Below are 1,374 nucleotides of genomic sequence, written 5' to 3'. Positions count from 1 at the left end.
GCACCTGCCTTACAAGCAGGGGGTCGGCGGTTCGATCCCGTCATCCTCCACCATTAAATATAACCTTTGAAAAAAGATGGTTAAAGTTAGATTGAATTGCACAAGTTAATGTGGATGGTTTTTCTGTAAGAGATGAGAAACATCTGGTGAAGTTAACTGATCAAAAAAACAAATTATTTGCAAGACGACGATATTTCTAAAATATCCTCTCATGTAAGTTGATTTGAGTTCATATTGAATAGGTTCTATTTAGATTCAAATTGTACTTAGTGTGTCGACGAAATTTCGTGATATTTTCTCTTGCGGTGTTAAGTGCTATGTAATAGGAATAAATCGTAAAAAATCACATGTGTTCTTAGAGAGCAAATACTATCTAGATTTAAGTAGTATTTAGTAATGTCGAAATAATTCCGTGAAATTTCTAAACGAAATTCCCCACAATTATTTCTGCGATGTTGATTCATGTTGCTTAATCGAAGAAGAAATTGCATGATGATTATTCAATGGGCTATAGCCAAGCGGTAAGGCAACGGATTTTGATTCCGTCATTGCGAAGGTTCGAATCCTTCTAGCCCAGCCATTTTTTAATTATACTTAAACAATCATAATTCACATTATGAGCCATTAGCTCAGTCGGTAGAGCATCTGACTTTTAATCAGAGGGTCGAAGGTTCGAATCCTTCATGGCTCACCAAAGTTTTTTGCTTCAGCAAAATAACTTTCATTGATTTGCGCTAGCAAAATAACTTTCCATATATGCGGGTGTGGCGGAATTGGCAGACGCGCTAGACTTAGGATCTAGTGTCTTTGACGTGGGGGTTCGAGTCCCTTCACCCGCACTTATAATTGATTTAGTAGGATTTCTTTCAGGCGGTCGTGGCGGAATGGCAGACGCGCTAGGTTGAGGGCCTAGTGGGGGTTGACCCCGTGGAAGTTCGAGTCTTCTCGGCCGCACCAAAAAAGTTTTTAAAAAACACTTGCATTAATGATGATAAGATGTTATTATAGAAAAGTCGCTAATTTAACTAAATAGCAAATGCGCCCGTAGCTCAATTGGATAGAGCGTCTGACTACGGATCAGAAGGTTATGGGTTCGACTCCTTTCGGGCGCGCCATTTTAAAACGGGAAGTAGCTCAGCTTGGTAGAGCACTTGGTTTGGGACCAAGGGGTCGCAGGTTCGAATCCTGTCTTCCCGACCAGTAGAACGTTTTGAACATGCGGGTGTAGTTTAATGGTAAAACCTCAGCCTTCCAAGCTGATGTCGTGGGTTCGATTCCCATCACCCGCTCCAAATTAATTATTAGCTCTTTGAAAACTAAACACAATACAAGCGTCAACGTTTAATCAAGATAACATTTTATTGAGCAATCAAT

Annotated in this window: 7 tRNA genes; all 7 read left to right on the top strand. The window is 40.1% G+C overall.

Annotated elements, in window-relative coordinates:
• Positions 1-504 precede the first annotated feature (504 nt).
• The 7 genes from MJG50_RS21985 to MJG50_RS21955 all read left to right on the top strand — a co-directional run bounded on the left by MJG50_RS21985 (position 505) and on the right by MJG50_RS21955 (position 1,292).
• Positions 505-580, top strand: a tRNA-Gln gene (locus tag MJG50_RS21985).
• A gap of 38 nt (positions 581-618) precedes the next feature.
• Positions 619-694, top strand: a tRNA-Lys gene (locus MJG50_RS21980).
• Positions 695-758: 64 nt separating this feature from the next.
• Positions 759-839 (top strand) — tRNA-Leu (locus tag MJG50_RS21975).
• 31 nt (positions 840-870) lie between these two features.
• Positions 871-957, top strand: a tRNA-Leu gene (locus MJG50_RS21970).
• Between the two features lie 81 nt (positions 958-1,038).
• A tRNA-Arg gene (locus MJG50_RS21965) sits at positions 1,039-1,115 on the top strand.
• Between the two features lie 8 nt (positions 1,116-1,123).
• Positions 1,124-1,200: transfer RNA gene (locus MJG50_RS21960), tRNA-Pro, on the top strand.
• An 18-nt stretch (positions 1,201-1,218) separates the two neighbouring features.
• Positions 1,219-1,292: transfer RNA gene (locus MJG50_RS21955), tRNA-Gly, on the top strand.
• The last annotated feature ends 82 nt before the right edge of the window (positions 1,293-1,374 follow it).

This window comes from Fredinandcohnia quinoae (genome assembly GCF_022427965.1).
In the GTDB taxonomy this organism is placed as follows: domain Bacteria; phylum Bacillota; class Bacilli; order Bacillales; family Bacillaceae_L; genus Ferdinandcohnia; species Ferdinandcohnia quinoae.
The sequence above is the reverse complement of the archived record's forward strand: the minus strand, read 5'-3'. Positions and strand labels throughout refer to the sequence as shown.